This is a genomic window from Paenibacillus sp. FSL H8-0548, assembly GCF_038630985.1.
GTDB lineage: Bacteria > Bacillota > Bacilli > Paenibacillales > Paenibacillaceae > Pristimantibacillus.
Genome location: NZ_CP152049.1, coordinates 1741210 through 1768187, shown reverse-complemented (window position 1 = coordinate 1768187; position 26978 = coordinate 1741210). Strand labels below are relative to the sequence as shown.

Genomic DNA, 26978 nt, shown 5'->3' with positions numbered 1-26978 from the left:
AGTCTAGTATAACGTGAAACGTATACCTGCATCTATTTTATAATTATAATGCAGCGATTACTTAGCGTTGCCTCGGTTCAGCGCGGTTACGCCTGTACGCGACAGCTCACGAATGCCATAAGGCTTAAGCAGTTCAACCATAGCATCAATTTTCTCAGTATCGCCTACAACTTGTACGATAAGCGAATGTGTGCCGATATCAACAACCGCTGCGCGGAAAGTTTCAACTACGCCTAGAACTTCCGGACGTGAGCTCGGCTCTGCATTTACTTTAATAAGTGCAAGCTCGCGGCCAACCATTGGATTAGAGCTCAGGTCAATGACCTTGATGACATCAATCAATTTGTACAGCTGCTTCGTAACCTGCTCGAGGGTATGATCATCACCCGAAGTGACGATGACCATACGCGACAAGCCTGCTTCTTCACTAGAACCGACTGTGATGCTTTCAATATTGAAGCCACGGCGTCCGAATAAGCCGGATACACGCTGGAGAACGCCGGGCTGATCGTTAACGATTACTGCGATCGTGTGTTTTTTCATTCCGCATCCCCCATGATCATTTCGTCGATGGTGCTTCCTTGCGCTACCATTGGATAGACGTTCTCTTCCTTGCGAACGACAAACTCAACGACAGCAGGACCAGGATGGCTAAGCGCTTCTTCCCATACTGCACGGGCTTCTTCTTTGTTCGTTGCTCGGAAGCCTTTTACGCCATATGCCTCGGATAGCTTAACGAAGTCCGGGCTGCCCGAAAGATCAATATGACTGTAGCGGTTGTCATAAATAAGCTCTTGCCACTGACGAACCATTCCAAGCACCTGATTATTAATAATGACAACTTTAACCGGAATGTTATTGATCGCACAAATCGCAAGCTCTTGCGCGCACATTTGCATACCGCCATCACCATTAATGGAAACGACAACACGTCCCGGATTAGCCATTTGAGCACCAATTGCTGATGGGAAACCAAAGCCCATCGTACCTAAGCCGCCAGAGGTTACCCATGAACGCGGCTTGTTGAATTTGTAATACTGCGCAGCCCACATCTGATGCTGGCCAACGTCAGTCGTTACGATCGCATCGCCATTTGTTGTTTCGTGAATCAGCTCTATAACCCACTGCGGCTTCAATTCAACATCAGAGTCCTTGTAGCTGAATGGATATTGCTCACATGATGCTTTGAGCTTCGCACGCCAGTCGTCAGCTTTTTCTGCACGTACAGCTAGCTTATTAACGATTTCCAGAACAGTTTTCACGTCGCCTACGATCGGGATATCCGTTGGTACATTTTTACCAATCTCAGCTGGATCGATATCGATGTGAACGATTTTGGCCAGTGGAGCGAAGCCCGCCAGCTTACCCGTTACACGATCATCGAAGCGAGCGCCGATATTAATAAGCAAATCTGCACTTTGGATCGATTTGTTAGCTGTGTAAGTGCCGTGCATACCCGGCATGCCTAGGAATAGATCATTTCCGCTTGGGAAAGCTCCCAGACCAAGCAGCGTTGTTGTAATTGGAATTTGTGTTTTCGTTACAAATTCGAATAGCTCCTCATGTGCGCCAGAGTATACAACTCCGCCGCCGGCTAGAATAAGTGGACGCTCAGCTTGCTCTATTGCTTTAATAAGCTTATCCACTTGATTCTTATTCGGCGAAACCGTCGGGTTGTAACCGCGGATGCTCACTTCAGTCGCTGGCTTAAACAATGTTTTTGCCGCTGAAATATCTTTAGGTATATCAATCAAAACCGGACCTTTACGGCCAGTGTTCGCGATATGGAAAGCTTCATGAATAATACGCGGCAAATCTTCAACGTCACGCACGAGGTAGCTGTGCTTAGTAATTGGCATCGTAATGCCTGTAATGTCCGCTTCTTGGAAAGCGTCGCTTCCAATTAAGCTGGAAATGACATTGCCTGTAATAACAACTAAAGGTACAGAATCCATATAAGCCGTTGCGATACCCGTTACCAGATTTGTTGCTCCAGGTCCTGAAGTTGCAATACAAACGCCTACTTTACCGCTTGCGCGTGCGTAGCCATCCGCTGCGTGAATAGCACCTTGCTCATGACGAGTGAGTAAATGGTTGAAATCAGGGTTTCCGTGCATAGCGTCGTAAATGTACAACACCGCTCCGCCTGGATAGCCGAACACACAATCTACACCCTCAAGCAGCAGACTACGAAGCAATATTTCCGAACCAGATATGACCTCAGGCTTCGAGAGCCTTTCCTTCAATTCCTCTTTTGACTTCAGTGTTGCATCTTGCGTTACCATCAGTCATCCTCCTCTCAGAAAAAAACAAAAAAACCTTTCGCCCCTCCTGCTTCAAACGAAGCAACGAGGGACGAAAGGTATATCTTCCGTGGTACCACCCAAATTCGTTATACATCTCCCGATGTATAACCTCCACAAGTAAGAACGCCGTGCACATGCGCTCATACTATTGGCACTTTAACGCTTGCCCTGCGATTCCCCCTAATAGGCAACATTTCATTGTTGCTTTTCAAGGAAACAGCTCCGAGGTGAGCTCGTAGAAAAGGGATTTTGGCGATGGTTGCAGCTGATCCATCCGCTCTCTGTTCAAAAGGGCCCTAAGCACTTCGTCCTCATCATTGCTGATTGTGTATTTACCACATGGTGCGTACACCGGTACGTGGTAGATAAGACTTTCTTTATTATATGCCCCGAAGCCACGTTCGTCAAGAACCCTTCGTAACTCTTCGCATAAATTGTATTCGGAGCATTCCGCAACCACAATACATATTATAGTTTAGCCCCTTAAAGAGCAATTCATGCAGCACTCTATTTATTTGGGCAAAGCAGAGCAGGAAGGGAATGATGATCATGATACGCATATACGATCCTAGGCTTGATGAGGCTGAGGTAGTTCGGCTCATTCGCACTGAGCTTATCCCATTGTCGCATACCGTCCACCAGCTGGATGCTCAGACCATAAGAGAGCTTCCGAAGCGTTTCCGGCGCGGCGTTACTTATGTAGCATCTCTATCCAAAAAAAGCCCGCCAATCTCCTTCATACACTTTGAAGTCATGGGTGACGTTCTGTATTTAGATATGATGGTTACGCATCCCCAGCACCGAAATCGGCAATGGGGGAGAAAACTAATGGCGCATAGCGAGGCCTACGGTCAGGCGCAGCACTGCAAGGTCGCCAGGCTGTTTGTTGATAAAGTAAATGATAAAGCCCATCAGTTGTACAATAAGCTTGGATACAGTACCATAGGCTACTATCCTGAGCTTCGCTGCTACGAGCTGCTCAAGCCGCTCACCCCGCTATGATTGCCTAAACACCATTAGTACCCGTTGTAGCCTTGATTTCCATAACCTTGGTTCCCATAATCTTGATACCCGTAGCCTTGATTTCCATAACCTTGGTTTCCGTAATCCTGATACCCGTAACCCTGGTTGCCATAGCCTTGGTTGACGTTGTTGTTGCAGCATCCGCCGCCGTAACCGCCGCCGCCACCTCCACCAAAGCCTCCAGCAATAAACGGAAGAGTTCCGATGGCAAGAAGATCAAATAAAACTAATGTTAAAATAGCTTTTGTTTGCACTTGTTTGCCCTTTTCTTGTTTCAGTGGAGCTACGACCAGTTTATTTTGATGAACCCTGACGAGCTTGCCAGTGACGACAGAGCCATCTGGACGTAATGCATAAATTTGTTTTCCGATCAATTTTCTTGCTTGTTGCTTGGAAACGTTACGCATGCGTATTCCCTCCTTTCCCGTTGTTCTTTAACATATTCCAGGAAAGCAGGTTCCGACTGTTTGTTTGTCCTCTGTGCAATAAAATGTATGTATACCTGAAAACTTATACTCTTCTATCTATTAAAAAAGGGCCGCCCCGAAGCCATCGAAATGACATCATGGACTGCCCTTATAGATTAACGTCTACGCGTTAATTTTTTCTTTTGCAATGCCTGCAAGTGAGTTGAACGAAGTCATATCGTTAACTGCGAGATCAGCAAGGATTTTGCGGTTTACTTCTACGCCCGCAAGCTTCAAGCCGTGCATGAATTTGTTGTATGAAAGACCGTTAATGCGAGCTGCCGCGTTAATACGAACGATCCACAGTCTGCGGATGTCACGTTTTTTGTTGCGACGGTCACGGTATGCGTACATAAGTGACTTACCAACTTGCTCCTTCGCTGTTTTAAACAGGCGATGTTTGGAACCGAAATAACCTTTTGCTAGCTTTAGAATTCTCTTGCGACGACGAGTGCGGACAAATCCGCCTTTGACTCTTGCCATGAATGGAAACCTCCTGTGGGTTGTATTAGCTTATTTGATGTTGCTTCATATTACAAGTTCGAAAGGCCTTGCTTCAAACGACGAACGTCGCCAGCAGCCATAAGCGGTTGGCTAGCAAGTACGCGTTTTTGACGACCGGATTTGTGTGAAAGCAAATGGTTACGGTAAGCTTTGTAACGTTTTACTTTACCAGTTCCAGTAATTTTAAAGCGGTCTTTCAGACTGCTATGAGTTTTCATCTTAGGCATATCAGTTATCCTCCTTAAAGTTCTTCATCAGTTGTTAGCTGTTGGTTTTGGGTGCCAAAATCATAATCATGCTCCGGCCTTCCAGCTTAGGAGCGCGCTCAACGCTGCATAATTCGGCAACCTCTTTGGAAAGACGATCCAAAATCTTTTGTCCAAGAGAAGCATGTGCAATCTCACGGCCGCGGAATCTTACGGATGCTTTCACTTTATCGCCTTCACCTAGGAACTTAATAACGTTGCGATATTTCGTTTGGTAGTCATTTTCATCAATGTTGGCACGGAACCAAACTTCCTTAAGATCAACGATCTTCTGGTTTTTACGAGCTTCTTTTTCTTTCTTTTGCTGCTCATAACGGAACTTTCCGTAGTCCATGATACGGCATACCGGCGGCTTAGCCGTCGGGGCGACGTTCACCAGGTCCAAATTAAGCTCAATAGCAAGCTGCATAGCATCACGAATCGACTTAATACCGATTTGCTCGCCCTCAGCTCCGACTAAACGTACTTCTCTGGCCCGGATTTCATCATTGATTTGATGTTCTCTGCTAATAACGTGCCACCTCCAAAAATGTTTTTTTCATGTTTCCACGCAATAAAAAAATGCGGGTTCACTAGAACCCGCATCTCATAACCGTACATATATGTCAGAACATTATTTCAGTGTGAAACAATGGAATGACTAATCGATTATCGCGAACCAGCCAGCTTAAGCCGAAAGGTGAGAAGCGGGTGCTTCTGCTTGTGCGTATTAAGTTAGTTAAAAATGTTACCGTGTTACTATATCACGGCCCACAAGCATATGTCAACAGCTGCTTTCAAGTTTATAGGCTAGGCTGCCTCATCCAAGCACGGGTCTATTTACTCTGTACTTCTTCAATGCGAACCACTCGCGTATGCTGCGTATGGCTCCAGGTTTTGTTGTTTTGAGTGAAGAAAGCATAGAATGTAATCGGCCACCAGGATAGAAGGAAGAAAGGAAGCGTCAGCAGATGTGCATACATCTTCCAAGACTTGACTCCTTCGAGCATCAACGCGAGCGGGAACTGTATAATCCCTGCAAACGCAGCAATAGCAATCGTCCACCATGGCAAATAATTGTATAACGAATCCAAATAATTAGTCGCCGGTATCGCGATATCTACCCACATGATCAAGGTCAGAATAAAACCAAACAATGTGTTATAAACCGAAATGGTGTAGATCGCCGAATCAAACTTCACAAAGTTGCGTTCTTTAATACTCGCCCAGAGAAGCGGAAAAAAGTAATTGCGGGCTACATTAAAATGTCCCTGCATCCAGCGCAGCCGCTGCCTTGCAGAAGCTTTAAACGTAACAGGCTTCTCATCGTAAACCTTCGCATCGTAGTTAAGCACTGGATAAATACCACGCTGCACGCAGCGCATAGAAAACTCTAAATCCTCAACTAGGCTCGTTGCTCCCCAGCCCATATCCTTAAGCAGAGCCGAATCAAAGCACATGCCGGTACCGCCAAGGAAGTTGCTCATTTTCAGCTTCGTTCTCGATAGCTGCCACAATCTGTTGCAATACCAGTACGTAATGCCGTATGCCGCAGTAACCCATGAATCATCCGGATTTTTTGTATCCAAGTAACCTTGAATAACTTGATGTCCCTCGCACAAATCATTGTTCATCAGCTGTAGGAAATCGTGATTGACCAAGTTATCAGCATCGAACATAACCACCGAATCGTATTGACGCGGCATAGCCCAGAGTTCCTTAAGCATCCACTCAATCGCATAGCCTTTTCCGCGTAGATGTTGATTTGTTCTCTCGCAAGCATGTACGCCTAGACTGCGGCTAATATCAGCCGTTCCATCCGTACAATTATCACAAATTACAAATATATCGTAGAGTTCCTGTAGATAGTCCATCTTTTTTAAATTTTCGATTAACGCGCCTACTACCTTTTCTTCATTATGAGCTGCTACCAGCACGGCAAATGATTTTTGCGGTGCGTGATGCTTGCGGCTTTGGTTCTTGAAAAAACCAAAAATTGAAATACCGAATTGATATACTGCAAGTGAAGCCATCACAACTTGTAAAACAATAAAAACTACACTTAGAACCATACTGCACTGCCCCCTTAAGACCCCAGTTTTTTGCTTTGTTCAGCAATCAAGATCGATTGGCTGCAAGCTTTTTATTATATATTTTCTCTTTGTATGAGCGTTTCTCTGCAAACACTCTCGAATCTTAATTGATTCTCCACAGAAACAACTTCTTTGTCAAAAGTTGAATTAGACTTCATTACGCTTAATCTCGTCAGAAAAACGCTTGCATGACTCACTAATGAATACATTTCCTCCTTTTACTGCGATTCAGCCTTATTTTCAACAGTTTGCTAAATTATTAGCACTATCGTCCTTACTTACGAACACGAATGTGAAAAAGTTGCTTCTATAGTCGAGGCGGAATGTGACGAACAAGTGAACAACCATTTTACTTTCGACACTTTAGCGCACTTTCGACAAACATCATCTCAACGTGTTGAAATATGTCCATTACAGTTTTACCATCAACTGCACATTATTAAACAGTAATCATAGATCATTGCGAAAACTATTTTTTGACAGTTAGGAAACGATACTTCCAATGCATAAGAGTGCAATCCTATGAACTCCATGTAAATGTGTTATAATACGTACTTCGTAACTTAATAATCGGACAAGAAATTGTTTACGCTCCGTTATCAAATACGTGTTAAAATTGTTTTGTTGCAATAAAAGCAAATATAAGCTGACATCTACAGTTGACTTATATTTTACCTTGATGTGCGCCGATACCTCTCTAGAGAGGATCAAGCGTTTACATTATGGTGAAATTAGCCATCTTAAGGAGGAATAACAGCGATGGAACGAATGTTGGATTGGCTGAAAATAAGTGAGCAAAAAATGCTGATTTGGGCAAATCGAAGACCTGCTGGAGGAAAAAAACACGGACTTCTGGGCAAATGGTTAAACACAGTTACACATATGGGCGGTGCCACCTTTACGCTTGCGACCGCTTTGATATATGCATTATTAGCACCTGCGCCATGGAGCCTTACCGGCTGGCAATGCTTGACTGCGGTCATTATCAGCCATCTGCCGGTTGCCATTGTCAAAAAAAAATTCAAGCGGCTTCGACCGTATCAGGCGCTGCCTGATGTGAATACGGGTCATAAGCCGCTTGTAGATCCATCTTTTCCGTCCGGTCATACGACAGCGATTTTCGCTTGGCTTGTCCCAATCTTGCTTACAAGCGGCGTATGGTTCACTGTAATGCTGCCAATAGTGCTAATCATCGGAGTTTCGGTTGGCTGGTCGAGGTTGTACTTGGGCCTGCATTATCCGTCAGATGTTGCGGCAGGCGCTTTGATCGGAACAGTGACCGCTCTCGCGGTCAACTATTCATGGGTTAGTTCGGCAGTAGGACTTCATTAGTTGTCCTCTTCTTCGGAATCATTCGATTCCGTTTCTACTGCTTCAGCCTCTTCCTTAATCAGTCTTTCCTGCTTCGCTTCACGATGCTTCATCAAAGCTTCCGTACCGATAACCGCTTCAACTCGATAAATATTTTGTCCTTTTTCCATAAACTTCATCTCATATTCTGTGAACACAAGGTCCTCCCGGGGACCTTCTTTGTGTAAATGAAGCGAAATATTGCGCATGACAAGCTCCATCTCCGCAAAGCTGTTCAATGAAAACTCAAACAACGATTGCGAATCGGTTTTAAAATGAATCTCTCCACGCTCATTCAGCAGCTCGATATATTTGGCAACGAGCCTCGGATGCGTGAGTCTGCGGCGAGCATGCTTGCTTTTTGGCCATGGATCGCTAAAATTCAGATGAACCCGCTCAAGCTCTCCCGGTGCAAACATCGTCTCAATATTTTCAATATTGGCCCGAAGCAGGGCAAGATTCGGCGGATGTGACTCCCCTTTTTGCTCCCAAATGATTCGTGCTTTCTCGCTTGCGCGGCGAAGCAGCTCATCGTACATATCCACACCAATAAAGTTAATATGCGGATACCGCGCGCTCATTTGACTAATGAAGCGCCCTTTGCCCATACCAAGCTCTACATAGATCGGGTGGTCGTTGCCAAAAAATTCATGCCATTTTCCTTTGTGTGGGGCAGCATCCAGCACGACTAGCTCTGGTTGTCCCTCTAAGCTTTCACGTATCCCTTTTCTTCCTCTTAAACGCATATGCAGTGATTCCTCCATTTATCGTAGACGGTGCAACGAATAGACTAGTCCTTATTGTGCCCAAGAAAGCGAGCAATGTAAAGAGCAATGAACAAGCTTAACTGTTTTTTGCTTTCCTATTTTGGTTTCATCGTGCAAAATTGTACATGAATGTGAGAGTTATGTTTTATGTAGCCGCGGCTTTCAAGTTAGAGACATAAATCTTGAATGCTTTACTAAGCGTGTTGATGGCTCAAGTAATGGGCTAAGGAGAGATGTGTCCATGGTGGCGGGAGCGCGTGTGAATAGATCTATTTATTAGACCTATTCCTGCGCTCTGAGCTAAATTGGCGGATTTAGATCTAGCAATTAGACTTATTTCACCGCGGAGTGGACATTATGTCCCCATTTGGCGGGAATGCGGATGATTAGATCTATTAATTAGACCTATTCCAGCGTTTTGAGCTAATTTCACGGATTTAGATCTAGAAATTAGACTAATTTTACCATCGAGTCGGCATTATGTGCCGATATGGGGGAAACGTATATTCACTAAGACATTTATAGATAAGAATAAGAGCCGCAAAGGTGAACACTTCGTTTCTCCAGAACAATCTTCTCGCTTCGCCTACTTCATTTATTCAGTATTCAGTCCAACTTTTCCAGTATTACTGCTACTCCACCGCTCACACTAGGATCATAAGGCAATCCTTGATCCATTCGTAAGCGCCTGGCCTGTTCGGTAGAATATTCTATTGTTTTTCTAACAAAAGGAACAGATATTCCATTAATTAGTAATTCATCTTCTATAAGTATTACATCATTTTGTTCGGCATTTGAATGAAATTCAGGTGGTATTTCATTTGAAACTTATACTTGCCTGTATTCAAAAAAAGCCGCCGCCAACAATTGGCGCTACGGCTTAGTTATTCGTATATGTTCTTCCACTCAGCTTACAGTAAAAGCTGGTAGTCAATAGGACCGTTTTGCTGTTGATCGCGCTCATAACTATCAACCAGCACTTCATTCAGCTTCTTGCGAGCCGATATTTCTATACCATGGTTATTGTGAAAACGGACACCTGTAAGCGCCATCAATTCTTTAATGGTTAGCTCAACTGTTACTGTGTCGTCGCCGTGTGGAATTTTTGTTGTGTTGCTCATCTCAATCACCTCATCGATTTATTGTAATACGATTACCATTTTATCGACGTGCTAGGGACATTGCTGCTATTCGGGTATGTCAGGTTTATTTGTTGTTTTGTCGCACTTTTAATATAACACTTCATGTAAGGTTATGCAAGACCAAAACACACATTTTCTAAAATAATTTCCAAAAAAAGCGGTTTCCGAACGTTCTAACTTCATTCCTTGAACAACCGTGGCTTTTCCACTCGATTTTCGCTAAAATATAGGGTGTACGTTTGAAAAGAAGGGGAAAACGATGATTGAATTAAACACGTCGCAGCCCATGCTTTGGAGCGATAAACGATTTCATACATGGAATTACGAAATGAGAGAGCAGTTTGGCCGCAAAGTATTCAAAGTGACGCTCGACGCAGGCTTTACTTGCCCTAATCGCGATGGCTCGATCGCCAAGGGCGGCTGTACATTTTGCAGCGCCCGCGGTTCTGGTGATTTTGCTGGCAGCAGACGGGATGATCTCGTTACGCAGTTCAACAAGATACGTGATCGCCAGCATCAGAAATGGCCCGACGCGCAGTATATCGGCTACTTTCAGGCTTATACCAATACGTATGCTCCCGTCGAGGAGCTTCGCGAATATTATGAGGTAATTTTGCAGCAGCCCGGTGTTGTCGGCTTGTCGATCGCTACTCGGCCTGATTGCTTGCCTGATGATGTAGTCGATTATTTGGCTGAGCTGAATGAGCGAACCTATCTATGGGTTGAGATGGGCCTTCAGACCGTGCACGAATCAACCTCCGAATTAATTAACCGAGCACATGATACCGCCTGCTATGAAGATGCTGTTCGCCGTTTGCGCGAGCGCGGCATTCGCGTATGTGCGCACATCATTTACGGACTTCCGCAGGAAACGCATGAAATGATGCTAGGTACAGGTCGCGCTGTCGCTAAAATGGACGTACAAGGCATCAAAATCCATCTGCTTCATCTCATGCGCAAAACACCAATGGTGCGTCAATATGAAGCTGGACTGCTGCAATTCCTTGAACAGGATGAGTATGTAAATCTAATTGTCGACACCCTGGAATTTTTACCGCCCAAAATGATCGTCCACCGGCTTACTGGCGACGCACCACGCGATCTGCTGATCGGGCCTATGTGGAGCCTGAGGAAATGGGAAGTGCTCAACGCCTTCGATGACGAGCTTAAACGTCGCAACACCTGGCAAGGCAAGCTTTGGCAGCCAGAGGCATAGGTCTGATGAGCAATCTGCATCCAGCTCCTATGCCGAATAATAGAATGTTCAACAGAAAGGGGGAGCTTTATGGGCTTCCTATCCATGCTCAGCATGGCCCACAAATGGGTTAGCGAGCGTACCTCGCCTGGTGATATCGTCATTGACGCAACTGCTGGAGGAGGCGTTGATACATTGGCACTTGCGAAGCTGGTCGGTCCGAGTGGCATTGTGTATGCTTTCGATATCCAACAGGAAGCGCTCGATCGAACACAAGAGCGTCTCTCCTCCCTCGCCAAGGAGCATCTGCCTAAGCTGCAGCTTCTGTTAGAGAATCACTCTGAAATGGCGAAGGCGGTTGATCCGGCTGTCTTAGGCCATGTATCAGCGATTATGTTCAATCTCGGATATTTGCCGGGAAGCAGCGATCTGACCATTATAACGGAGCCTGTCACAACGCTTGCAGCGCTAAACGCAGCTCTTTCTCTGCTCCGGCCAGGCGGCATTATAACAGCTGTGTTGTATCCGGGGCATCCGGGAGGCGCAGAGGAAGCTGCTTCCGTTGAGAGCTGGGCAGCACAGCTGCCTCAAGGAGCAGCGCAAACGGTCATTTACCGTCAGACTCAGCGGATCGCAGCTCCTTATCTTATCGCTGTGGAGAAGCGCTGAGAATGGGCAGGCTATGCTTTTGGACTCAATATAGGTACAATTAGATTAAATACATATTATTGACATGGGAGAGATACGAAGTGACTATAAAACCTTATCCATTACAGTTCAAGCCAGAAATGAAAGAGCGAATTTGGGGAGGCCGTGCGCTAGAAGGCTTCGGTCTTGATCTGCCTGAAGGCTCCATAGGCGAAGGCTGGATGATTGGCGACCACCCGAATGGTACGACGAAAGTAATGAACGGCGAGCTTACAGGTGTCGGCCTCGACGAAATTCGTGAAACGTACGGACCCATCTGGTTCGGTACAAAAGGTTTTTCTGAGAAAAACGGACGTTTCCCGCTTCTCATTAAATTGCTGGATTGCAACGATGACCTATCTATTCAAGTACATCCTACTGACGTTTACGAAGGCTTGCCTGCCGGTGAGCTTGGCAAAACAGAAATGTGGTACATTCTTGATGCGAAGCCAGACGCCAAAATCATTTATGGACTGAAGGACGGCATCGACCGCGCCGCTATGGAATCTGCTATAGCTGAGGGCCACATTATGGATACGCTACAGGAGGTATCTGTTGAGGCTGGAGATGCATTTTATATACCGGCGGGAACTGTTCACGCACTATGCTCTGGCGTCGTTGTCGCTGAAATCCAGCAGAACTCCGATACCACGTATCGCCTGCATGATTACGATCGTCCTGGCCTTGACGGTCAGCTGCGCGAGCTTCATATCGAGGATTCGCTGAATGTTATCGCCTATGAAGGCGCTGGCGCTCAGCGGATGAAAACCGATAACGCAGTCGCTGGCGAGTGGCTCACCATCGCTACATCCCCTTATTTTATCGTTGAAAAAGGAATCGTAGCCGCTCCTTGGCAGCTATCCACCTCGCTCGAGAGCTTCGTTATTCTCGTCGTTGCAGCAGGTGAAGGCCAGTTGAAATGGAACGATGGCGAACAGTCCATCAAAGCCGGCGAATGCTTCCTGCTCCCTGCCAGCTTAGGTGAGTATGAGCTCTCAGGCAGCCTGACAGTGCTTCGCAGCGTCGTTCCTGCATAACTGCATTAAGAAAAACCTCCAGCCCCACTTTAAAAGTGGTACTGGAGGTTTTTTTGGTATATTCAACAGATGAAGCTGTGCTAGCTTTGAAGCACTTCGCTGCCCACTTCGATCGATAGCGTGAACGGACGAGGTTTCGGCTTCGAGTTCCCTGCCTCCAATGCATACAATACGACAAGCAGCGTATGACGCTCTCTCACCACCTCGCCGGTTGCGAGGAACGTTGCGAGATCGAAGGGCAGCCTCTCAATAACGGCATGCTTATGCAGCTCCTTCTCACCGAAGCCGAGTGCTGCGAATTCCGCTGATACCTCGGCTGGCTTATCCGCTAAGTGGCGGAGCCATCCGCTCCAGATCGGCTTGTCCATCTTAGATGACCACCATGTTTTACGCGGCTTGTAATTATGATTAAGAAAGTAATCATATTTCATAAGCCCAAGCACGACATCGAAATCTAAGCGAGAACCAGCTACAGCTAACACTACATCAAGTGAGGCAGCTGTTTTGTCCGACTCCTCCTGCACCAAAGGCAAGGAACCGATCGACTTTTCTCCTGACAACGGCAGCGACTCCAGAAAAGCCCAGAGACGAGAGTACAGATCCTCAAGCTGATGGCCGATCTTCTGCCATCCGCTGCGCTCCCAGAAATCCCCGAATGCTTGAAAGAAATCAAATGGCGACGTGAACACCCGATCTACCAAATAAAGCAGCGTATGGTCCATTCGGTGAGCATTCCAATATTTCTCCAGAACGTCCTCTACCCGTTTAATGCGTACAATATCTCCAAATGGCATGAGATCATTGCCCAGCATCTCGTAGGGTGATCGATCCATATAAATATAGCCCCATTTGTCCGCTTCACGGCGAAGGCCAGTGCCTCTCAACATTTTGAGAAAGCCCAGCTGCAGCTCCTCGGGACGAAGCTCGAACACATCGTTAAACGTTCCGCGGAACGTATCATAGTTCTCCAGAGGTAATCCAGCAATCAAATCGAGATGCTGATCGATTTTTTGAGAGTTTTTCACCTTCATAACGGTGCGCACCAGCTTCATCCAATTTTGACGTCGCTGCACCGCTTCATTCGTTGGATCATTCGTGGACTGGACGCCAATTTCAAAACGGAAGATGCCTGCAGGAGCGTTCTCTGCCAAATAATCAAGCACCTCTGGACGCATAATATCTGCTGTAATCTCAAATTGAAAGACGCAGCCTTGATGATTCTTGATCAAAAACTCAAAAATTTCAAGCGCGTAGTCACGTTTAATGTTGAAAGTTCGATCGACGAACTTAATCAGCTTCGCACCTTTATCAATCAGATACAAGATATCCGCCTTCGTCTTCTCGATATCATAGTAGCGGACGCCGACCTCGATGCTCGATAAACAAAACTGACAGCTAAACGGACATCCTCGGCTCGTTTCGAAATAGACGACTCGACTGCCCAAGTGAGGAATATCCTCTTCAAAGCGATGCGGCGATGGCAGCTCATTCAAATTCAGCTTCGGACGTGGGGGATTGATCAGCACCTCCACACGATCCTCGCGCTGCTTCCGATAGGTGACCCCAAATACCATATGGTATTTGTGATCTCCTTCAATTTCCGTAAGCAAATGGTGGAAGGTCTCTTCGCCTTCCCCTACCACAATAAAATCAACCTCTTGTATGCGATCCATCCAATAGTCCATATCATAGCTGACTTCTGGACCGCCAAGAATAATTTTAATTTCAGGCATGATTTTGCGCAGCATATTAATAACCGTAATCGTTTCCTCGATGTTCCAAATGTAGCAGGAGAACCCTACTACGTCCGGCTTCCGCGAAAAAATATCCGAAACGATATTCATGACGGGGTCCTTAATTGTATACTCCGCAATATCAATATCAAATCGGTCGCCGCTAAACGCCTTCAAGCAGCGCAGCGCAAGCGAAGTGTGTATAAACTTTGCATTTAATGTAGACAGTACAACCTTCATAACATAACCTCTCTAACTTAAGCATTTGCCTATCCTGTGCTCATTCCCATTTTCCGAAAAACTACTAGCACACACAGCAAGATGCCTTCTATTGTACAGAAAAAAAACAAAAAAAAGAAGAGGCATTACCTGCCGCATCACGCAGCAGCAGAATACCTCCCCAAAAATCCTCTATTGTGTTCTCACCTTAATTAACAGCTCGTTCTTAAGCTGCATATCAATAACCGGATAACGAACGCGCCATTTTTCATTGCCCAGGTTCGTAACCTCGCCTGCTGCAAAGCCGCGCGGCTCAAATCCGTAGTCGCGCTGGAACGAAATAACAACCTGAACTTTATCCTCTGGCAGTAGAGCGTGGAACTCATACCCTAAGTTAATTGCCCACATCCGAAGCTCCTGTGCTGTCGCAGGACCATAATACATATAGAACAACGGGTCAATATCAGCTGTCAGAACAAGCCATCCCGAGGAATCACGCTTCGCTTCCCATTTAGTGAATTCAGCCGTCCCCTCTGTTGTCGACAAAGCGGAATATTCATCCTTAAGCAACTGCTCAATATCAGACAATGGAGCGCCAACCAGCGTGTCTGGAAGACTCGACGGCAAAAATTTTGCCGCAGCTATAGCTTCATTCGTCACTTCGCTGCTCAGACTTGCTGCATGAATAACGGATACCGCAAAATTCAGATCCGCATTCGTATTCGGGTAGCCTAGTGTTGTTATCCCTACTAGATCACCGTACTCGTTAAACAAGGCGCCTCCGGAGCTGCCGTGATCAATAGGCGCGCTCGTCTGGATATACCGAATACTATCCTCATAAGTAATATTGCTGATTAGACCATCTGATACCGTATTTTGCAGCCCTAACGGACTTCCAATTGCGATAACTCTACTGCCTTTATAGGAACTAAAGCCATAGCCCAGCTCAATCGCAGGCAGATTGGTTGCTGTTTGAGTTTTGATAATAGCCAAATCAGCATCCTCATCAAAGCTAACAACCCCAGCTATATTCAACACATTGCCGCTAATCGTATGTGCAGTTGCCGACGCTGCATCCGCAATGACATGATAATTTGTAAGAATCAGATTATCACCAATAACAATGCCACTGCCCTGTGCACGATTCGTCATAATAAGGACGATGCTTCGATCATATTTATCAACGATTTCTTTGCTCGAATACGTAGGCCGATTCGCCTGCTCCTTCAGCCACGCATCATACTCCAACTGTTGCGCAGCTTCTACAGAAGTGATTCTCACTGCATTTACGGCGCTGTCCCATTTCACATTCGCATTCAACGCTTCGGAAATAAAGCGAACAGGAACAAAGGTTACCCCGCCACGTACGACGGCTGCCGCATCAAGCTTAACTGTTTTTCCATTGATAACCGCTTGTTTGCTGCCTACTTTAAGAGAAATTGTTTGATTTCCTTTACGACCGATTATCGTTTCCGTCTTACTCTCCCAAGTTACAGAAGCTCCTAAAGCAGTGAAAATATCACGCATTGGAACAAAGGTAACTCCTTTCTCTGCATAAGCCGCTGCGGAGAGTGAAAGCTTCTTGCCATCAACGATTACTTGTAATTGCTGAGCAGAGGACGCAACCGCCGTGTTTGCAGCACTCGCTGCAGCAACAGTACTGTTGCCAAGTCCTTGCAATGGAGCAAGCAATAAGCCAGCTGCAAGCAACGAAGTAAACATAGACTTCATTATTTTTGTTTTCACGTGTTAATTTCCTCCAACTATTCCCATTTTAACCACTTTGTTTTTCTACCATTTATCCTACCATTCCTAATAATACTTTGTCTATTAGAATGAGATTCATAGACCTCGGTTTAATAGTCAAATAGAAGATTAGAACTGATGCCTTCACTCGTGGTATAGTAGGAGCATTGAATCTAGGAGGTTTTTAAGCATGCATAGGGGGAAAAAGCGCGGAGCTCCTCAATCACAAGCAGATAAGAGCAAGTCCTATCCGGTTACCGAGCCAATGGAGCTGCTTCCATTTCTCATAAAAAATATTTCAGGCGCAGGACGCAATGTCGTAAAATCGATACTCGCGCATGGTCAGGTTTCCGTCGGCGGAAAATCAACGACAGCCTACAACTATCCGCTTCAGCCCGGTCAGACGGTTATCGTCGGCAAAGAACGACCGCAGGAAAAGCTTCCTTTTGAAGGGCTTTCGATCCTGTTCGAGGACGAGCATATTGTTGTCATTAAGAAGGATGCCGGCCTATTATCCATTTCCTCAGACGCTGCACCGGAAAATGAAATTACTGCGTATCGTCAGCTCATGGCGCATGTAAGACTTGAAAATACGAAAAACCGGATTTTTGTCGTGCATCGGCTCGATCGCGACACCTCGGGGGTAATGATGTTCGCTAAGAGCGAGGCAATTCAGCAGCAGCTGCAAAACAGCTGGCAGGATACCGTACAAGAGCGAATCTACGTCGCGCTCGTTGAAGGCAGCGTCAAGAAAGAGCAGGGAACGATTAGCTCCTGGCTCAAGGAAAGCAAGACGCTCAAAATGTACTCCAGTTCCTATCCGAACGATGGTCTGCATGCGATCACGCATTATAAGGTGCTCCGCACAAGCAAAGCTTTCTCCCTGCTGGAGGTTAATCTTGAAACGGGCCGCAAAAACCAAATTCGCGTTCATATGGAGGATATTGGGCACCCCGTTGTCGGCGACAAAAAATACGGTGCTCGCACTCGAATCATTGGCAGACTGGGCTTGCACGCTCGCGTTCTCGCCTTCACACATCCGATTACAGGCAAGCTGGTCCGTTTTGAAACCGATATTCCGAAGCTGTTTCTGAAGCCGTTCCATTCAAACGAATAAATGAAAAAGCATCGACCCCCTAGCTATACAGCGGTCGATGCTTGTTTAATCTAACTACCCACAGAGGAGCTGTTTATGTGCCACATCTCTTATTTCGCGGAGTACCCGCCGAGAAGCTGCAAACCGTAACTAACCCGCTTGCTATGGAGCTTGCCGCCTTATGCGAATGCGGTACTGACAACTTTACAATGTCCTGCCTCCATACGACCAGCGTCTTCGGCAGCGAGTCGGAAGAGGCTGCATTCGCCTTCATCGAGGTTGGCTGGTTCGAGCGAGGTCAACAGGTACGAAATCGCTTCGCACAGGCTGTCACTAAATATGTAGCTCAATTAGGGTTATCCGAAATCGAAATCGTATTTCATGCCTATCGCGAGGACAGCTATTATATTAATGGCGAGCCAGTAGCGGAGTAATTAGCTAATCATCGCTTTTTCCACTCCACATCATCAACATTTAACCAGCTTGCTCCGCCCTCAAAATAAACAGAGACCAAGTCGTTCTCAGCAACGGTTACTGCGCCCAGCTCAATAGACGTATATTCCACTTGTGCTGGGACAGCTTGCTCCTCAGCATCGATTCCGTTTATGGATATGCCAACGCTGCCGCCCTCCGCATCCGAGCTAACTTTTGCCGTAAGTACGAATTGACCAGCTTCCGGACTTATGAACGTTTGCGCTGCGCCATGCGCTTGACCGGGGTCCACATACATGAGGTTGGAACCACTGAATGGCCGATTTGATCCTATTCCTGCGCCAGCGGTAAACGACCAATATTGCGAGCCTTCCTCAAAGCCGCCGTTTTGAAATGAAACATGAGCTTCTGGTACTTCAATCGTACCCTTGCCGCTAACTACCGTATAATGTTTAAAACGTTTGATCGTATAGCCGGAGCTCTCATCCGGAATGGCGTCGTTATTTTTAAAAATATAAGCAGCGTTCTCGTCCGTCCTTAGCTTCGGCTTCTCAAATACGTATCTCCCAAAGGATCGAACAAACTGAAACTCTCCCCCTGGATTCATATAGTCGACCGTATCAAGGAAATGCTGTGGATCGATTCGCTCATAAAATAATACATAAATATAAGGCATATTCACTTGATCCGTCACATAAATCAAACCATCCGTTTCATCGGACGCATACTGTATAGCTTCTCCAAAGGACTCATAGAAAAGCGGGCTTATTTGCTTAGCAAAGGTCGTAAAATAATTTCCGCAAAACAATATGAAAAAAATCGAAAACGCAGCAATGAGAGCGATAAATGAATACTTAATATGCTTATGAAGCCATATTAAGCCTGCGACAGCTATAAATACCGTCGGGTAAAAAATAATGTTGATCCGATTAATGTTTACGTCTGTAATCAGCGTCATCAGCACGGCAGCACCGAACCAAATCGCGATAACTGCGGTCTCGATGCGAAACTGCTTACGCAGCTTATATACGCCATAGACAATCCCAATCACGATTAGAGGTAATGCGAGTGGATACATATAGCCGAATTTAGGTATAGCATTCCACAGTAATCCATCATTTTGCGTCGTATAAAGCTTAATAAAAGCTTTCAAATGCTCCACAAGCCTCGATAGTGCATGACCCTCGAAGGCGCTTGATACTTGCTCCACGCGAGGGACCGTAAGCTTCGGGATCGATAAAAGGAATTGGACCGTCGGCATGCTCAGCCTATTGATTAGAAGAAACAAGCCTATCGGCAGAGCGAGAATAAGCAAGACTATGCTGTTCCATAGCAGCACCCGCCGCGTGAATGTCTTCCCGACTATAAGCAGCGTGAGCACGCCTGCACCAAATACCGGAATAAAAAAATAGGACGTGCCGTAAGCGTACAGTGAAGCGGCCAGCGCAGCTGTGAATGCAATCAACCATTTTGGCCTCTCGATCGCTTTAAACAAAAAGTAGACGGCAAGCAGCACGACCGAAGGAAATATATTGGATTCAAGCGCCCATCTGGACATCATGATATGCCAAGGACAAATAACAATGAAGAATGCCGCGGCAGCAACTGCGTGCTTTCCCAGAAAGAGCCGCTTAGCAATAAGATAGAAAACAACCATACTTAACAGCCCAAACAAAATGCTAACCATCCGAACAGACAGCGGAGTTAATCCGAATAAATAAATGAAAGGCATGGACAAATAAGCGTAAAGCGCGTTTTGGCCGCTCCCCCACGAGATCAAATGAATAGGAAGCGTTACCCCATTGCGATCTATCACATAATGCAAAATGGAATAGGCCTCATAGCCGATCGAAGCCTCGTCTTGATTCAAGCCGCCAGGGATCGCGCCTGCGTATGCTACCCTCACCGCTGCTCCGATAAGAAACAGCAATACGAGCATTCGATTCTGTTTCAACCCATCATACAAACGAGTCATTATTTAAAATCACCGTTTCTTGTCGTAGTGTCAGTAGAGCGAATCGGATATAGAAAAAAGAAAATAATTGCAATTAATAAGGCTATAAACGGAATGAAGCTAAGCATCGAACGGATTCCCCACACAGCAGCTTCCACCTGTACTACATCCTTCTTGTAGCCTGTAAGCTCCAGAATAAGACCCAGCACAACAGCCTGCAGCGAGACACCCCATTTGACGATAAATCCATTCATGCCAAAATACATGCCCTCCCTGCGAACCTTCGTCCGCTTCTCATCTTCATCAATAATTTCCGATAGGAGCACATCAAGCAAAACAAGCAGCCCTGCAAGGCCAATGCCGATAGCAGCCGCAGCGATCGCAGCCGCAGCAACGCTGGACACGAATACGAAGGGAATCATCGCCAATGCATAAATGCTAACCGCGATCATAACCGTTTTGCGGGCACCCCACTTCTGAAGCAATCTTCCCCATAGATACACGCAGGGAATAGCCGCTACGAAGATAGCGCCTAGCAATATCGTATTGCTTTCATCGCCAGCTCTCAGCACATATTTAGTGAAAAATGGAATAGCAGCAGGCAGCATCGCAAACGTGAACTGTACAAAAAAGCTGCCGAGTACGAATAATACGAATGCTTTATTTGAGAATGTAAATTTCAACGATTGGAGAAAGCCGATTTCTTCTCGCTTGATAACGGTTTTCTCCTTGCTGGCCGACACCATAATGATGAAGAAGAGCAGCGCAATTCCGGCAAATATCGCTCCCATTGGTCCCCAGCCCAGCTTGCCGTACACGAGAGGAGGCAAGGCCACCCCAATAATCATGCCAACGATCCCGAACATTTGCCGCCAAGAGGATACTATCGCCCGCTCCTTCAGCGTCGTGAACATTTCAGGAAACAGCGCTGAATAATTCAGCACGACCATAACAAATAAAATATCATATAGCAGCACGATCGTTAAAAAGTACCAAAATACTTCCATACCTGTTCCAATTGGAAACCAAATAGCTGTAAACAATGCAGCAAGCGGCACCATTCCGAACATCATATAAGGAATTCGTCTGCCATAGCGAGAGCTTGTCCGATCGGAAATATGCCCGAACAAAGGGTTTAATACCGCGTTTACAATCCCATGAATCACCATTGCTACGCTAATTAAGCCTGGCGCTACGCCAAGCACATCTACATAATAAAAGACGATGTAGGAGGCGAAGGCTTGAGCAATTAAGTTTACGGATAGATTTCCCGAGCTGTACGCTAATTTCGATTTGAAGCTTGCAGTGGACATGAATAACACGCTCCCGGATACGATAAAAGTCTATTTATAATAGCTATAGCACTTTCATCTTACCGTAGAAACCCTTTTTATTCCATAATTAACTTTACAATGAATTAAAGCAGCTTCACCATACGAATATATCGACTACCGCTCACCGTAATCGAGCCATCCTCGGTAAAATTCAGCCGTCGGTAAAGCGAATATGCTTTTTCATTGTCAGGCTCAACAATTAAAGACAGCCTTTTGCAGCCTCCCAACATGCCCTTTTGCCCGAATGCTTCTATTAATGCGGTTGCAATTCCTTGTCCTCGATAACGCGCAGCAACGGCTATCGAATCCAAATAATAATCTCCTTCTTGAGCTTCAACAGCGATTCTTTCATCTGCATACACACCTTTATCCCGGCCATTTCTATTAACGAAAGGAAGGTCTAGCGCTGCTGCATGATCTCCACCATAACTAAGCAGCATACCCGCAATGCCATCCTCCCGTCGATCAACAATGACATGCTTATAGCTGATCCGATTATCCTCGCGCATATAAAAATCAGCTAATATCTGTTCCATTTCAGACTGATCCTCAGTTCCTGCTAATGTGTAGGCGATATGTCCAATTGCTGCAAGCAGCAAAGGCAATATTTCTTGTACATCTTCTTTTCTCGCTGGTTCAATCATGTTGACTTCCCTCTTTCTTTTTATGTTCTGCTATAATGAAAGGATATACTTTTCTGTAGGTGATAAAGTGAGTAACCATTATTATAATTTACCCATAGGCATTCGAAATCGCGATATCCCACTCGCTGCCATTGCCGAAGCCAAGACAAGCCGTCAGCTTGTCGATGAAAGTGAAAAGGACAGCGGTTTTTTTCGAGGCTTGGAGCAGTACGGCATTTCACTTAATCGGCCGCAAATTGCTGCCGTTCGCCACGATACTGGACCTGCACTGACGCTTGCAGGCGCCGGCTCGGGCAAAACCTCGGTGCTCGTCTGTCGAACAGCTTATTTGCTTGCTGTGAAGGGCGTACTGCCTAAACATCTATTGCTAATGACCTTTTCCAAAAAAGCAGCAGATGAAATGCGAAGCCGTATTCGCTCGTTTCCTTTTCTCGATGCTCAGGCAGCAAGCGGAGTAGAGGCGCGTACGTTCCATTCCTTCTGTCTCCAGCTGCTGCGTGGACGCGGCTATACCCAAGGCATTCTTGGCGAAACTGGACAAAAGCATATTTTTTTCAAGCGCCTTATGCGCGAGCTGCTGCTGAAAAACGATTATGAGCCAGAAACGCTGCTCGCTCAGCTCTCCGCTATTAAGCTGCAAATGATTAATATCAATGATCTGCCTTCATCAACGACCGAGGAACGCGAGCTTAAGCTGCTCTTCACCCGCTACGAGCAATGGAAGACTGAGCTCGGCAAGCTGGATTACGATGATCTTCTGCTTGAGGCCTACAAGCTGCTTAAGACTGATAAAGAGCTGCTCGCTACGCTGCAACGACGATTTCAATACGTGATGATTGACGAGTTTCAAGACACGAATCAAGTCCAGTACGTGCTCGTTCAAATGCTTGCGGACAAGCATCGCAACCTGATGGTTGTAGGTGATGACGATCAGACCATCTATTCCTTCAATGGCGCAAAAAATGATTATATTTTGAATTTCGAGCATCAATACCCGGGAGCAGCTACTTACATACTGGATATTAACTACCGCTCGAGCAGCTCCATCGTCGGACTTGGCAACGCGATTATACAATATAACAAGCTGCGCAAAGAGAAGACGCTGCTAGCCGTCAAGCCACAGGGCGTTAATCCCTCCTATGCGCGGCTCAAAACAACGCAGGAGGAAGCGAGACTCATTGCCGACACCATAACATTGCAGACTGAACAAGGCAATCGCTCCTTCGGAGACTTTGCTGTATTGTTCCGCACAGCGAGCAGCAGCAGAGCACTTGTTGAACTGCTGCTGACAAGGGAGCTTCCTTTCGTCGATTATGGCGACGGCCAGCTCTTCTATGATCAATGGGCGATAAAGCCGCTGCTAGCACACTTAAGGCTGGTACAGGAGAGACGTAATTTTGATGCCATGGAAATTTTATTGCCTTCGCTTTATGTCAACCGTGAGCAGGCAATGGCCTTCATCTGGAATCAGGATAAGCTGCGCGCAAAGAAGTGGCCGCTTATTCATTTACTTGAATTCCCGCAGTTGAAGGAATTTCAAAAAGATAAAATCAAAGAGCGTATCAAGCTCATTAAATCGTTGACGGATACAAAACCTTCTGCCGCTATTATGCAGCTCCGCCAAGCCTTTTATGATCAATATCTCGAAACTAGCAAGCGTCATGAAATGACCGAGCACAAAGAAGGCTTAAAGGAAGTGCTCGATGAGTTCGAGGCTGCGGCAAGCACCTATGATACGATTGAAGCTTTCTTAGTCTATATAGATGATATTACGGACAAGCACGCTGCTGCTCAGAGGCTCCAGAAGCATGGGAAAAGCCGCAGTGCCATTTCGCTTATGTCGATTCATAAATCCAAGGGGCTCGAATTCCCTGTCGTGTTCGTGCTCGGAGCCTCGGAAGGCATCATGCCTCATAGCTCTGCGCTCGCTGCCGATAAACATAGTGACCGCACCTCCATCCAGACAGGTGATGATGCTCTCTCAGAAGCACTTGAGGAAGAGCGGCGACTCGCCTATGTTGCGGTTACACGAGCACAAGAGGAATTGTACATTAGCTCGCCAGCTCTTTACCGCGGAAAGCCCGCCGAGCTGTCTCGCTTCATCCGTTCTGCTTTCATCACAGAGCAAGAAGCGGACGGTGAAGCCGATTCCGTTCTTGCATGGCTTTGTACAAGCAGTACCTGCCAAGTATGGCAGCGCATTATTACCTATGAGGACTCACAAGCAGAGTCAAGGGCATGCCCGCTTTGCAACTCCAGTATGGAGCATGGAACAAAGCTATTGCCTAGGAAAAAGAATTAAGGAGTCGAACCTAACAGCATGAACAGCGAAACTGAACAGCTAGATCCGTACCTAAAGCTAGCCGATGCTGTCATCATTACAGATGAAGCGCATTATATATTAGCTGTAAATCCAGCGTACGAGAAAATTACGGGCTATATGTTAGATGAAATTATCGGAAAGCGAGCGAGCATTTTGAGAACGTCCTATACGCCAAAGGATACTCATGACCAAATGAAGCTGGCTCTTCAACAAGGCTTGCCATGGTCTGGTGTATTTACTAATCGGCGAAGGGACAGCAGCATCTGGCATTCCTCCATTACGATAACACCGCTGGAAATGAACGGAAAAATGTATTATATCGGCATCTTTCGTGAACTAGAGAAGCTAAAAAGCGGCTTCTATCTGCCTGAGGAGCGTATCGGCTCCATTCAAAGCTCAATGCTGAAGGTGCTTGCCATTTCATGTGAAATTCGCGACCCCGGCATCGAACAGCATCTAGTCCGCGTTCGTGAGCTCACAGAACGATTTACCCACTTTCATAATGAACGACTGCAGCTTGGCTGGCCGGAGGAGCTGGTAAACCGAATTGCACATTCAAGCATTTTGCATGATATCGGTAAATCTGGCATTCCGGAAGGCATTTTATACAAACCCGGGCCTCTGGCTTACTATGAACGCAACATCGTCGAAATGCATACACAAATTGGCGTAGACATCATTGATAAGATTTATTCAGAGCTAAACGACGAGCTATTTACCCAAGAGCTGAAGCTGGGAAAAAACATCATATTATACCATCATGAAAAATGGGACGGTTCCGGCTATCCGCATCAGCTATACGGTGAGGACATTCCTATCGAAGCTCGAATCGTGAGCATCGTCGATGTGTTCGATGCCTTGACAAGCATTCGTCCATACAAAGAAAAATGGTCAGAGGAACGAGCTTTATCCTATATTAGCGAGCAGCGCGGACAGCATTTTGATCCTGAGCTTGTCGATTCATTCCTTGCACTTATGGAGTAAGCAATCATCTATATAAGTTGAATTTGGTCGCTGCGCGAGTAGATCATTCTTACGATCGCTGTTGCAGCCAGATTCTTTGATTTCCTAAGACATGTAAAGGTAAGAATATGGCTGCAAAGGCGAACACTTCGTTTCTCCAGAACGATCTTCTCGCTTCGCTAAATCTTATATATAAGTTGAACTAAACATTTACGTTTTGGTCGCTGCGCGAGTAGATCATTCTTACTATCGCTGTTGCAGCCAGATTCTTTGATTTCCTAAGACACTTAAAGGTAAGAATATGGCTGCAAAGGCGAACACTTCGTTTCTCCAGAACGATCTTCTCGCTTCGCTAAATCTTCATTTTCAAGTCAAGTTATATCGTTTAAGGAGAAGCAGCGTAGCCTGCACTTAGTACAATAGAAACCTTACATGAGAGCTGTTTCTGATGGCTACATTGTACTATTGCAGGAGATTTAGCTCCAAACCAACGAATATCGCCCTAGAATCGGCATTCTATTGCACAAACTACAGTGTACGTATCGAGTCAGGCAATTAATGTCGATTACGTTGTACAAACTGCAGCGTAGCCTCGTCCTATCGCGCTATTCCCTACACTAACTAACCTAAGTAACCTAAGTAACCTAAGTATATAAGTTGAACCAAAGAAATCGGCGATGTCCTTGACTGGTTTTCCAACTTCATCCCCGCCTGTTCGAATTATTTTCTATCTTATTCGACATGCAGGTCGTTATTTTTCCTTGCCATAGGTTTATAATTCAAGCTCGTTAAGACAATAAACAAGAGGCTGCAGATGAAGTAGAAATCTCTACTTCACCTGCAGCCTCTATTTCATTTATTGCATAAAAAACTACAGTGCCGGAGCTGTAAAGGAGCGTGCTGCAAACTCCGCATCCAGCATATAGAAAGCATTGCTGTCTTTGTCGATACGCTTAAGTTTGTGAATAATGTTATCGAACAGCGCTTCCTCTTCAACCTGCTCATCAATAAACCATTTGAGGAAGTTAATCGTAGCATGCTCACGATCACTAATCGCCAGATCAGACAAGTTATAGAAGCGTCTTGTATTTTCTTGTTCATGTGCATAGCCGTGCTCAAATGCATCCAAAATCGACACATAGTTGTTATTCGGCTCTCCAAGTGCGGCAAGCTTAGCACGGCGTCCGCGGTCGTTCAGAAACTTGTATATTTTCATAGCATGAAACCGTTCTTCTTCAGCTTGTACGATGAAAAAATTCGCGAAACCATCAAGACTCTCACCAGAACAATACGCAGCCATAGCCAGATATACATGCGCTGAATAAAATTCAAAATTCATTTGTTCATTTAACGCTTCTGTTAGTCCATCATTCATGCTCATGCACCTCAGCTTTCCTAGATTGTACTTATTCTAACATAAAAATAAAGAACGGCAAATGCCGTTCTTGTAAATTTATCCGATTTTATCGTTTATCCAATCAACTTTTTTAATCGTTTGTAGAGCTTTTCTGCCGACGGTGCGCTAACCGTCTTCGACTTAATGACGACGAAGCACTCTAGCCTACAGGTCCTGCAGTCGCCAAGGCAATCACTTTTCTTCTGCTTAATATCCGGATAACGATTTTTCATTGCTTTATAAATCGGTTCCAAGCCGTTCTTTAAATTCCGTTTGCAATACTTGATCTTCTTCAATCGATTCACCCCGCAGCGCAACGAAG

Annotated in this window: 25 protein-coding genes and 1 other annotated feature; of the genes, 9 read left to right on the top strand and 16 right to left on the bottom strand. The window is 45.8% G+C overall.

Annotated elements, in window-relative coordinates; genetic code table 11:
• Positions 1 to 57: 57 nt before the first annotated feature.
• Together ilvN and ilvB are read right to left on the bottom strand one after the other, a co-directional pair.
• A complete protein-coding gene (gene ilvN / locus MHI37_RS07510) occupies positions 58 to 543 on the bottom strand; it encodes an acetolactate synthase small subunit (protein WP_076334372.1) in 486 nt (161 codons plus the stop codon).
• Positions 540 to 2285, bottom strand: a complete 1746-nt coding sequence (gene ilvB / locus MHI37_RS07505; RefSeq protein WP_076334373.1) for a biosynthetic-type acetolactate synthase large subunit — start codon at positions 2283 to 2285, stop codon at positions 540 to 542. The genes ilvN and ilvB overlap by 4 nt, the downstream gene beginning before the upstream one ends.
• Positions 2286 to 2846: 561 nt before the next feature.
• Here ilvB and MHI37_RS07500 point away from each other — a divergent pair.
• Positions 2847 to 3308, top strand: a complete 462-nt coding sequence (locus MHI37_RS07500; protein WP_083675989.1) for a GNAT family N-acetyltransferase — start codon at positions 2847 to 2849, stop codon at positions 3306 to 3308.
• A gap of 14 nt (positions 3309 to 3322) precedes the next feature.
• On the opposite strand, the gene MHI37_RS07495 is transcribed toward MHI37_RS07500, so the two are convergent.
• The 5 genes from MHI37_RS07495 to MHI37_RS07475 all read right to left on the bottom strand — a co-directional run bounded on the left by MHI37_RS07495 (position 3323) and on the right by MHI37_RS07475 (position 6617).
• The gene (locus MHI37_RS07495; protein ID WP_076334374.1) at positions 3323 to 3736 is read right to left on the bottom strand and encodes a hypothetical protein; all 414 of its coding nucleotides are present in this window, start codon (positions 3734 to 3736) and stop codon (positions 3323 to 3325) included.
• A gap of 183 nt (positions 3737 to 3919) precedes the next feature.
• Positions 3920 to 4279, bottom strand: a complete 360-nt coding sequence (gene rplT / locus MHI37_RS07490; protein WP_054028358.1) for a 50S ribosomal protein L20 — start codon at positions 4277 to 4279, stop codon at positions 3920 to 3922.
• Between the two features lie 50 nt (positions 4280 to 4329).
• Complete coding sequence (gene rpmI, locus MHI37_RS07485; protein WP_076334375.1) at positions 4330 to 4527, bottom strand: 50S ribosomal protein L35; 198 nt, start codon at positions 4525 to 4527, stop codon at positions 4330 to 4332.
• A gap of 34 nt (positions 4528 to 4561) precedes the next feature.
• Complete coding sequence (infC, locus tag MHI37_RS07480) at positions 4562 to 5059, bottom strand: translation initiation factor IF-3 (RefSeq protein ID WP_144023568.1); 498 nt, start codon at positions 5057 to 5059, stop codon at positions 4562 to 4564.
• A gap of 56 nt (positions 5060 to 5115) precedes the next feature.
• Positions 5116 to 5274 (bottom strand) — a sequence feature (ribosomal protein L20 leader region).
• A gap of 107 nt (positions 5275 to 5381) precedes the next feature.
• Positions 5382 to 6617 carry a glycosyltransferase family 2 protein gene (locus MHI37_RS07475; protein ID WP_076334377.1) on the bottom strand — a complete coding sequence of 412 codons (1236 nt, stop codon included), beginning with the start codon at positions 6615 to 6617 and terminating at the stop codon, positions 5382 to 5384.
• A 780-nt stretch (positions 6618 to 7397) separates the two neighbouring features.
• Between MHI37_RS07475 and MHI37_RS07470 the strand changes: the two genes are divergently transcribed.
• A complete protein-coding gene (locus MHI37_RS07470; protein ID WP_076334378.1) occupies positions 7398 to 7970 on the top strand; it encodes a phosphatase PAP2 family protein in 573 nt (190 codons plus the stop codon).
• On the opposite strand, the gene trmB is transcribed toward MHI37_RS07470, so the two are convergent.
• Together trmB and MHI37_RS07460 are read right to left on the bottom strand one after the other, a co-directional pair.
• A complete protein-coding gene (gene trmB, locus MHI37_RS07465; protein WP_076334379.1) occupies positions 7967 to 8734 on the bottom strand; it encodes a tRNA (guanosine(46)-N7)-methyltransferase TrmB in 768 nt (255 codons plus the stop codon). The two genes, MHI37_RS07470 and trmB, sit on opposite strands and share 4 nt — an antisense overlap.
• 932 nt (positions 8735 to 9666) lie before the next feature.
• On the bottom strand, positions 9667 to 9876 hold the full coding sequence (locus tag MHI37_RS07460; protein ID WP_076334380.1) for a hypothetical protein: 210 nt from the start codon (positions 9874 to 9876) through the stop codon (positions 9667 to 9669).
• A 280-nt stretch (positions 9877 to 10156) separates the two neighbouring features.
• On the opposite strand from MHI37_RS07460, the gene MHI37_RS07455 reads away from it, so the two are divergent.
• The 3 genes from MHI37_RS07455 to MHI37_RS07445 all read left to right on the top strand — a co-directional run bounded on the left by MHI37_RS07455 (position 10157) and on the right by MHI37_RS07445 (position 12816).
• Positions 10157 to 11113, top strand: coding sequence for a TIGR01212 family radical SAM protein (locus MHI37_RS07455; protein ID WP_076334381.1), 957 nt, complete (start codon positions 10157 to 10159; stop codon positions 11111 to 11113).
• Between the two features lie 69 nt (positions 11114 to 11182).
• Positions 11183 to 11761 carry a class I SAM-dependent methyltransferase gene (locus tag MHI37_RS07450; protein ID WP_076334382.1) on the top strand — a complete coding sequence of 193 codons (579 nt, stop codon included), beginning with the start codon at positions 11183 to 11185 and terminating at the stop codon, positions 11759 to 11761.
• A gap of 80 nt (positions 11762 to 11841) precedes the next feature.
• Positions 11842 to 12816, top strand: coding sequence for a type I phosphomannose isomerase catalytic subunit (locus MHI37_RS07445; RefSeq protein WP_256709309.1), 975 nt, complete (start codon positions 11842 to 11844; stop codon positions 12814 to 12816).
• A gap of 80 nt (positions 12817 to 12896) precedes the next feature.
• Here the strand turns inward: MHI37_RS07445 and MHI37_RS07440 are convergent, their stop codons facing one another.
• Both MHI37_RS07440 and MHI37_RS07435 read right to left on the bottom strand, forming a co-directional pair.
• On the bottom strand, positions 12897 to 14789 hold the full coding sequence (locus tag MHI37_RS07440) for a B12-binding domain-containing radical SAM protein (protein ID WP_076334383.1): 1893 nt from the start codon (positions 14787 to 14789) through the stop codon (positions 12897 to 12899).
• A 171-nt stretch (positions 14790 to 14960) separates the two neighbouring features.
• Complete coding sequence (locus MHI37_RS07435) at positions 14961 to 16514, bottom strand: stalk domain-containing protein (protein ID WP_076334384.1); 1554 nt, start codon at positions 16512 to 16514, stop codon at positions 14961 to 14963.
• A gap of 190 nt (positions 16515 to 16704) precedes the next feature.
• On the opposite strand from MHI37_RS07435, the gene MHI37_RS07430 reads away from it, so the two are divergent.
• The gene (locus MHI37_RS07430) at positions 16705 to 17631 is read left to right on the top strand and encodes an RluA family pseudouridine synthase (protein WP_076334385.1); all 927 of its coding nucleotides are present in this window, start codon (positions 16705 to 16707) and stop codon (positions 17629 to 17631) included.
• 77 nt (positions 17632 to 17708) lie between these two features.
• Entirely contained in the window at positions 17709 to 18044 is a 336-nt protein-coding gene (locus MHI37_RS07425) for a DUF1904 family protein (protein ID WP_076334386.1), read from the top strand.
• 8 nt (positions 18045 to 18052) lie between these two features.
• Here MHI37_RS07425 and MHI37_RS07420 read toward each other — a convergent pair whose 3' ends face one another.
• The 3 genes from MHI37_RS07420 to MHI37_RS07410 all read right to left on the bottom strand — a co-directional run bounded on the left by MHI37_RS07420 (position 18053) and on the right by MHI37_RS07410 (position 21974).
• Positions 18053 to 20017 (bottom strand): glycosyltransferase family 39 protein, encoded by a 1965-nt coding sequence (locus tag MHI37_RS07420; protein WP_076334387.1) that lies wholly within the window; start codon positions 20015 to 20017, stop codon positions 18053 to 18055.
• Positions 20017 to 21309, bottom strand: coding sequence for an MFS transporter (locus MHI37_RS07415; RefSeq protein ID WP_076334388.1), 1293 nt, complete (start codon positions 21307 to 21309; stop codon positions 20017 to 20019). Before MHI37_RS07415 ends, MHI37_RS07420 begins: the two co-directional genes overlap by 1 nt.
• Positions 21310 to 21413: 104 nt before the next feature.
• Positions 21414 to 21974 (bottom strand): GNAT family N-acetyltransferase, encoded by a 561-nt coding sequence (locus tag MHI37_RS07410; protein ID WP_076334389.1) that lies wholly within the window; start codon positions 21972 to 21974, stop codon positions 21414 to 21416.
• A gap of 67 nt (positions 21975 to 22041) precedes the next feature.
• Here MHI37_RS07410 and MHI37_RS07405 point away from each other — a divergent pair, with 67 nt between their 5' ends.
• Together MHI37_RS07405 and MHI37_RS07400 are read left to right on the top strand one after the other, a co-directional pair.
• Complete coding sequence (locus MHI37_RS07405; protein ID WP_306010647.1) at positions 22042 to 24276, top strand: UvrD-helicase domain-containing protein; 2235 nt, start codon at positions 22042 to 22044, stop codon at positions 24274 to 24276.
• A gap of 18 nt (positions 24277 to 24294) precedes the next feature.
• On the top strand, positions 24295 to 25281 hold the full coding sequence (locus MHI37_RS07400) for an HD domain-containing phosphohydrolase (protein ID WP_076334390.1): 987 nt from the start codon (positions 24295 to 24297) through the stop codon (positions 25279 to 25281).
• An 850-nt stretch (positions 25282 to 26131) separates the two neighbouring features.
• Here the strand turns inward: MHI37_RS07400 and MHI37_RS07395 are convergent.
• Positions 26132 to 26635 carry a ferritin gene (locus tag MHI37_RS07395; RefSeq protein WP_076334581.1) on the bottom strand — a complete coding sequence of 168 codons (504 nt, stop codon included), beginning with the start codon at positions 26633 to 26635 and terminating at the stop codon, positions 26132 to 26134.
• 95 nt (positions 26636 to 26730) lie between these two features.
• The gene (locus MHI37_RS07390; RefSeq protein ID WP_342556541.1) at positions 26731 to 26961 is read right to left on the bottom strand and encodes a DUF1450 domain-containing protein; all 231 of its coding nucleotides are present in this window, start codon (positions 26959 to 26961) and stop codon (positions 26731 to 26733) included.
• Positions 26962 to 26978: the final 17 nt, after the last annotated feature.

Coding starts and splice junctions, on each gene's coding strand:
- ilvN (WP_076334372.1), bottom strand. CDS start 543: ATGAAAAAACACACGATCGCAGTAATCGTTAACGATCAGCCCGGCGTT.
- ilvB (WP_076334373.1), bottom strand. CDS start 2,285: ATGGTAACGCAAGATGCAACACTGAAGTCAAAAGAGGAATTGAAGGAA.
- MHI37_RS07500 (WP_083675989.1), top strand. CDS start 2,847: ATGATGATCATGATACGCATATACGATCCTAGGCTTGATGAGGCTGAG.
- MHI37_RS07495 (WP_076334374.1), bottom strand. CDS start 3,736: ATGCGTAACGTTTCCAAGCAACAAGCAAGAAAATTGATCGGAAAACAA.
- rplT (WP_054028358.1), bottom strand. CDS start 4,279: ATGGCAAGAGTCAAAGGCGGATTTGTCCGCACTCGTCGTCGCAAGAGA.
- rpmI (WP_076334375.1), bottom strand. CDS start 4,527: ATGCCTAAGATGAAAACTCATAGCAGTCTGAAAGACCGCTTTAAAATT.
- MHI37_RS07475 (WP_076334377.1), bottom strand. CDS start 6,617: ATGGTTCTAAGTGTAGTTTTTATTGTTTTACAAGTTGTGATGGCTTCA.
- MHI37_RS07470 (WP_076334378.1), top strand. CDS start 7,398: ATGGAACGAATGTTGGATTGGCTGAAAATAAGTGAGCAAAAAATGCTG.
- trmB (WP_076334379.1), bottom strand. CDS start 8,734: ATGCGTTTAAGAGGAAGAAAAGGGATACGTGAAAGCTTAGAGGGACAA.
- MHI37_RS07460 (WP_076334380.1), bottom strand. CDS start 9,876: ATGAGCAACACAACAAAAATTCCACACGGCGACGACACAGTAACAGTT.
- MHI37_RS07455 (WP_076334381.1), top strand. CDS start 10,157: ATGATTGAATTAAACACGTCGCAGCCCATGCTTTGGAGCGATAAACGA.
- MHI37_RS07450 (WP_076334382.1), top strand. CDS start 11,183: ATGGGCTTCCTATCCATGCTCAGCATGGCCCACAAATGGGTTAGCGAG.
- MHI37_RS07440 (WP_076334383.1), bottom strand. CDS start 14,789: ATGAAGGTTGTACTGTCTACATTAAATGCAAAGTTTATACACACTTCG.
- MHI37_RS07430 (WP_076334385.1), top strand. CDS start 16,705: ATGCATAGGGGGAAAAAGCGCGGAGCTCCTCAATCACAAGCAGATAAG.
- MHI37_RS07420 (WP_076334387.1), bottom strand. CDS start 20,017: ATGACTCGTTTGTATGATGGGTTGAAACAGAATCGAATGCTCGTATTG.
- MHI37_RS07415 (WP_076334388.1), bottom strand. CDS start 21,309: ATGTCCACTGCAAGCTTCAAATCGAAATTAGCGTACAGCTCGGGAAAT.
- MHI37_RS07410 (WP_076334389.1), bottom strand. CDS start 21,974: ATGATTGAACCAGCGAGAAAAGAAGATGTACAAGAAATATTGCCTTTG.
- MHI37_RS07400 (WP_076334390.1), top strand. CDS start 24,295: ATGAACAGCGAAACTGAACAGCTAGATCCGTACCTAAAGCTAGCCGAT.
- MHI37_RS07395 (WP_076334581.1), bottom strand. CDS start 26,635: ATGAATGATGGACTAACAGAAGCGTTAAATGAACAAATGAATTTTGAA.